Here is a 6294-nt window from a genome sequence, read left to right as displayed (position 1 = left end):
ATGAAGAGGGCAGCGAAGGTTATGGAATCTTTAAGGCTTGGGAGTATGATATTACAGACTATAGAAAAGAGTTCTTTACCGAAATGAAAAAGCATATACAAGATAGAGATATTTCTTTTAAAGTTCCTCTTACTGAGGAAAATCGAAGTAAAGACTTAGCTTTTTTAATCAATGGTGTGAATGATATGTTGGACAATCTTGATATAGCAGCTAAATATCAATTTACTATCAAAGATGGTGCTGCTAGTTTTAATTTTGAGTACTCTTAAGTAATTGGATAATAAAGCAAATTGCTATTTTTGATAGCAATTTATAGTCTTGAAAACATTCCCGCAAAAAGTCAGGCAGTAGAATTTCTACTGTCTGATTTTTTTTTTACCCAACGACTTTTTGACAGAGGGAATTCTTAATATTATTATCGATGTACTGCCTATGGTATTACTCTGTAGAATGGCTTGGAGCATTGAGAATAAGCTTTCTATAGTCTTGCAAAATATTTATAGCAAAAAGAAGAGTGTTTATTCGCTATGGAATAAAAAGCAGATTTATTTAACAGAAGATAGTGACAGGAGTAAGGAGACGGTATTTCCTTTTTCTTCTCTTCTTAGTATTGGACTTTATCTAGTACTCTTGTATTTCTTATCGGAGAATAATTTTGTATTATGCTTGGCTTCCTTTTCTGCTGTCCTATCTGTTTGTTTTCTGCAGTCTTTGGGTGATGAAAAAATACAATGGAAAAGAGGGCTTACGTATGCTTGCCTTGCCCCGTTTATAGACCTATACTGCGTAAATACTTTATCGTTTTTAATTTACCATCTCTTTTATGCAATACTCCTTGCAAGTTCTCGTAAAAATTGCGATAATAACCCTTAAAAAATGCTAACAATTTTTGTTTTATAAGGAAGGGCTTATGCAGGAGAATAGAAGTTACTATAAGAAAAAAATCATCTTGTTTTTGTTTATTATTACTGTAATCTTCGGACTACAAACTCTTTACAGCTATTACAGTGCCAAGATTTCAGACCCTTTACAGCTTCTTTCCGCAGTTTTATATGGCACCATTAAGCTGTTTTTATTTGTTTCTCCCATTTCCGCGGAGGAAAAGACCAGCTTTTTTTATGAGTTTGCCAAGTGGATGGCGCCGATTTTAACTTCCGCATTTATCTTTACGCAGATTTCCAACATTTTACTCCATGCGAAAAATATGCTTTTAAACAGAGCCAGCATTCATCATGTACTGGTTTTTGAAAATAGCGAGATGGGAGAGACTCTCATCAGTAACTTAATGAAGGAAAAAGCTCCTTATAAGATTTCTCTGATTTCCAAGAATTTTCTGGATGATCGCCTAAAGAATAAATACGAAAAAAAGGGCATTGCCACCTATCAGATTGACTTTGAGCATTGTGATGAAAATGAAGCCGGAGAGCTTTTTGCGGCTTTGCATATCAACCATGCAAAGTATATCTTTTTCTGTGCAGAAAATGATCTGGAAAATTATGCCCTCTATGCCAATGTCATAAAGCGCATTAAACCGAAAAGAGCCATTAGCTGCTATGCGCATTGTAGCTCCAACACGGTTGTTGGCTATATGGAAGAGCTGCTTTCAGAGGAAAGAAAGCGGGAAGAGCTTCTAAAGAAGATAGACACGGTGCATTTTAACCAAAAGGATTTGACCGTTCGGATGCTTCTGGCTGTTCCGGAAGTGAAGGAGAGTATTTACCGGAGTCTAGAAGGTATTTCCGGGGAAACGAATAGGGTGGATACTATAGAGGAAGCTATTAAGCCGGCACATATCCTGCTTTTTTCTGTAAATGAATTGACCCTTCCTCTACTTAAGCAGCTGGCGAATGATGCAACGGTTTCTTTGACAAGAAATCCCAAAATCAGCATTTTAGCAGAGAATGCTTCCCATAAAATGCAGGAACTTTTGGATTTCAATGCTCCGGAAAAGGAAGGCTTACTAAGGGCTTTGGATTTGGAATGCATAGACTTAGGCTATGAGCAGAGGAACTTGCAAAACTATCTGAAAGAATTAAGCAGGGAAGACAGTCCAGCACTTGTTTTCCTGATGCAGGAGGATGTGGTAAAGAGCTTAAAGGCACTGAATCTCATTGACCGGTATTTTGTAAATATCCCTAAGATTATTCGAAATATTTCCAATGTGGATTTAAGCCATGTACTTCCCAAAACCAGAGAGAAAATCAAGGTTTTCGGTGATCTTTCTGAAATTATGTGCAGTGAAGTCTTGATTCGGGCATCTTTGGACAATCGGGCGAAGCAGTTCAATGATTCTTACAACAAGGCTTCCGGAGCTGCCGGCATGGGAGAGGGAAGCAAGTGGAATGAATTATCCTATGTAAAGAAGAACTCTTCCAGACAGTCTGCCACCCACGCAGGGATTAAAGAGGAGATTATCAAAAGGGTATTGGCAGGAAAGTCAGAGCAGGAGATTAGGGGCTATCTATCCGAGAAACTGGAGGAATTTAAAAAGCTTCAGGAAGCACAAAGGCTTGGCGGAGAGAATAGAAAAGAAGAGTTTCAACAAAGTTTTAGAAGCTACCTTTCCGAAAACCCCTTACTGGATTTTCTTTCCCGACTGGAGCATAAGAGATGGTGTAACAGCTACTATGCCATGAACTTCCGTTATGGAGAGAAGAAGGATGAAAATCTAAAGACCCACCCCTGTTTGATTGAAGACTGGGGAGAAATCATTGGGGAGAAGTTCGACATTTGTCACCCGGAATATGATTTGCTCTCTGTCTTTACTCTCTTCCGAAAAGAGGAAGAAGAGCTCTAATCTCACAGCGTCAAGATTAGACTTTAAAGCTTAGATTTAGCAATAGAGTAATTGTAGAGCCTTGAAGAATAAAAAGAATCAAAAGAATAAAAAGAATCAAAAGAATCAAAAGAATAAAAAGAATCAAAAGAAATGAGGATAGAGAATGGAAAAAGAATTGGAACAAAATGCTCCAATAGTAGAGGAAGAAAGCTTGCAAAATTACAGACAGGATTCCGACAGCTCTAAAGAGCTGGAAAAGGCGGCAAAGGAGTTTAAGGAAAAGGAATATAAGTTTGATGCCTTTATCAGCTATCGCCATGTGGAGCCGGACCAGAGTATTGCGAAGCAGCTGCATCAGATGATTGAAAGTTTTAAGCCTCCCAAGGAGTTTAATAAGGAGGGGAAGAAAACCACCTTCCGAGTCTTCCGTGACAGAGAGGAGCTTGCGGCAAGAGACCTAAGCAGCTCCATTGAAGAGGCCTTGGCGGAAAGTCGCTATCTGATTGTTCTTTGTTCAAAGAGAACGCCCCTGTCCGAGTGGTGTGAGAAGGAAATTCGTACCTTCAGACAGCTTCACGGAGATGAGCGCATTATTCCGGTGCTGATTGAAGGAGAGCCGGATGAAGCTTTTCCTGCACCCTTGAAACAATTAAAAAGAGGGGCGGATCAGAGTCTTGCGGATGTATTGGCGGCGGATATTCGTCCGGATGAAGTCTTGCGAAAGGACTTTCCGGGTTACGAAGAGATCCAGAAAAAAGACAGCAGTAAGCTGCAAAGCTTAACAAAGCAGGCCCTTCATTTGCTGAAAACCGAAAAGTACCGTATTATGGCAACCATCTTAGGTTGTACCTTTGGAGACCTTAAGCAGAGGGATAAGGAGAGAAAGAATAGGCTTATTCTGACCATATCCTCTCTTTCCGGCGCAATCTTCCTGCTCTTTGGTATCTTTATGTTTAATGCCTACCAAAAGGCAGAGCAGGCCAGACAGGAGGCAGTGCAGTCCAATGCCGGTATTTTAATGAAAAGCTCCCAAGATATGGCCAAGGAAGGAGATTACTTAAAGGCCGCTTTAGTGGCGAAGGAAGCGATGAAGCCTATTGGAAAAGGCATGAAAGCGTATCCGCAGCTCCAATCTGAGAAGATGAGCATTTTCAATGATGTGATTTATCACAGCGGTGCTTCGACCTTGACTTCCATTTCTACAAAAAACAAGTTGACTTTTATGGCTCTCAGCAATGATGAAAAGCTGGTGGCCTTCGGTTTAGGAAATGATGAAACCGCTATTGCCAAGGTGGAAAATGGAGAAATTATCAAGAGATTACCGGGACATAGCCAACAGGTAAAGCTTTTAACATTTTCCAAGGATGATAAGCTCTTGGTTTCCGCTGCTTTCGACAATAGTATCATTGTCTATGAAGTAGAAAGTGGAGAGGAGAAGGCAAAGCTGGAGATTCCGGGAGTCCCTATGCTGGGGCGTTTTTCCGGAGATAATTCACAGTTTTTCTATGTAAGCTTTACCAATACTTCTGCGGACTTTTACGTTTTTGATGCCAATACCTGGCAACAGCTTAGTACATTTTCTATCCAGGAAACGGTAAAATATGCAGATATTAAGAGTGATGGTTCAGAGGTACTTATCACTTTAGGCAACAATGATGAAAATCAACTGACAAGGAGAAGCCTTAAGGATGGCAGTGTTATTTCTACTATTGATCGGATAGGTAGAACTTCTCTCGATGGATCCAATTTTATGCTTCCTTACAAATCCGCCTTTTATTCCAATGACGGGAAGTCTATTATTTTGTTAACGGATGACGAGCTTCAAAAAATTTCTTTGGAGGATCATCAAGTTCTCTTCAGTGAGAAGATCAGCACTGCAACTACCTTGAATAAGCCCCTAGTGGAAAGTGAGAATGGGGAAAAAATTGCTATAAACAGCTATGGCAAGATCCTGATTCTCAATGGAGAAACCGGAGAAAGCATAGATGAAGTATCTTTTGGTGACTTGGATTTAAAATATTTTGCGTATAATACAGAACAAAACATGGTTGCAGGCTTTGGAGAAGCAGGGATTTACTCCATTTGGAAGGATAAGGTGATTACGGATGACAGGCTGTATCTGGGGGGGATAGCACCTTCTGAAATCTACTTCTTAAAGGATGGCAGCAAGATTTTGACCAATTCCCATGAAGGCCAAAGCATTAAGATTATTGATACCAAGTCCAGAATTTCCTCGGAGCCGGTGCAGGGCAGAATTATTGCATCCTCCAATGATTCCTCCAAGCTTCTTCTCTTTAACGGGACGGATTTCCTGCTCTCCACGGATAACGGGAAGACCGGGAAAACCATCACCAATGAGAACACGGTGATTTACGGCTTGATGACCAGTACAAAACAAAACGTCCTGTCCAACGACGGAAAATACTATGCCTATGTCGGGCAAATGACGGATACCGGAAACCCCGGGCTGGTACTTTACAATGTGGAAAGTCGGGAATCCAAAACCGTGGAAATCCCTTCTGCTTATCCGGCTCTACGCTTTTCCGATGATGGAAAGAAAATCTATTTGCAGGATAAGAAGGAAGGCTTAAAGATTTATAGCGTAGAGGATTTAAGCCTGCTGGATACTATCCCGGAAATTACGGATTCTTCCTTGAATATCTTGGTTTCTGAAGACGATAAGATACTTCTTGTCAATCGATTTTCAGGAACAGCCTCTCTGTATGATTTGGAAACGAAGCAGCATTTAGAGGACATTCCGGGGGAGGTGCTGAATCTTAAGCATCAAGAGGAGGAAATCATCCTAAAGGGCATACAGAACAATACGGCCTTTACTTGGAGCAGTAAGACCGGTCTTAAGAGTCTGGACATGGATGAAGCGCTCACCCAGACGCCGGTAAGCTTCGATGATGTAAATCTGTATAATGAAAAGGAAAATCTGCTTCTTCTGATTCGAAATAATGATACGGAGCGAAAGGCCTATGTGGTGGATTTTGCCACGGGACACCTGATGATGAGCTTCACCCCTTCTGTAAAGCGCTATCTTGTCAATGGGCATATCTCGCCGGAGGGAAATGTGATTATGGTGGATCAGAGCTTTAATACCATTACCGCAACGGACAACTCCGGAGTTCAGGACTATATGACTGCGGCGGTGTATCATATCCTGAGCAATGAGGAGGTTTCTGCAGAGGTGGATAAGATTCTTGCGGGAAGAACATTGACACAGGATGAGAAGGTACAGATCGGTATCAGTACGGAATAAGTCGATTCTAATTGTGGATATCGCTTTTCTGCAAAGCCGTTCGAAAGCTTGAATTTTACTGTACCCATATCAGTGGACAGAGAAGGTTTGAGTCCCCCACAATAATGGACAGATGGGGAGTTATAAAAGTATTTTAAAAGTAAAATAGACAAGGGGCTATAAAAATCATAGCTTTTCACCGAGGGTAAAAAAAGTTTTTGATTTCTACAGCTCCTTGTTTATTCGCTTAATATCGGCTAAAATAGAATAG

General features: G+C 40.7%; 2 protein-coding genes and 1 pseudogene. All 3 read left to right on the top strand.

Annotation, left to right across the window (positions count from 1 at the left end; translation table 11 throughout):
* Nucleotides 1–269, top strand: a pseudogene (locus ACO4PX_RS07875) (hypothetical protein); the annotation flags it as partial.
* A 641-nt stretch (nucleotides 270–910) separates the two neighbouring features.
* Nucleotides 911–2797, top strand: a complete 1887-nt coding sequence (locus ACO4PX_RS07870; protein WP_485572195.1) for a hypothetical protein — start codon at nucleotides 911–913, stop codon at nucleotides 2795–2797.
* 145 nt (nucleotides 2798–2942) lie between these two features.
* A complete protein-coding gene (locus ACO4PX_RS07865; RefSeq protein WP_485572194.1) occupies nucleotides 2943–6044 on the top strand; it encodes a toll/interleukin-1 receptor domain-containing protein in 3102 nt (1033 codons plus the stop codon).
* Nucleotides 6045–6294 lie beyond the last annotated feature (250 nt).

The organism is Oribacterium sp. (genome assembly GCF_057249185.1).
Note: the sequence above shows the minus strand (reverse complement) of the source record. Positions and strands in the feature narration are given on the sequence as shown.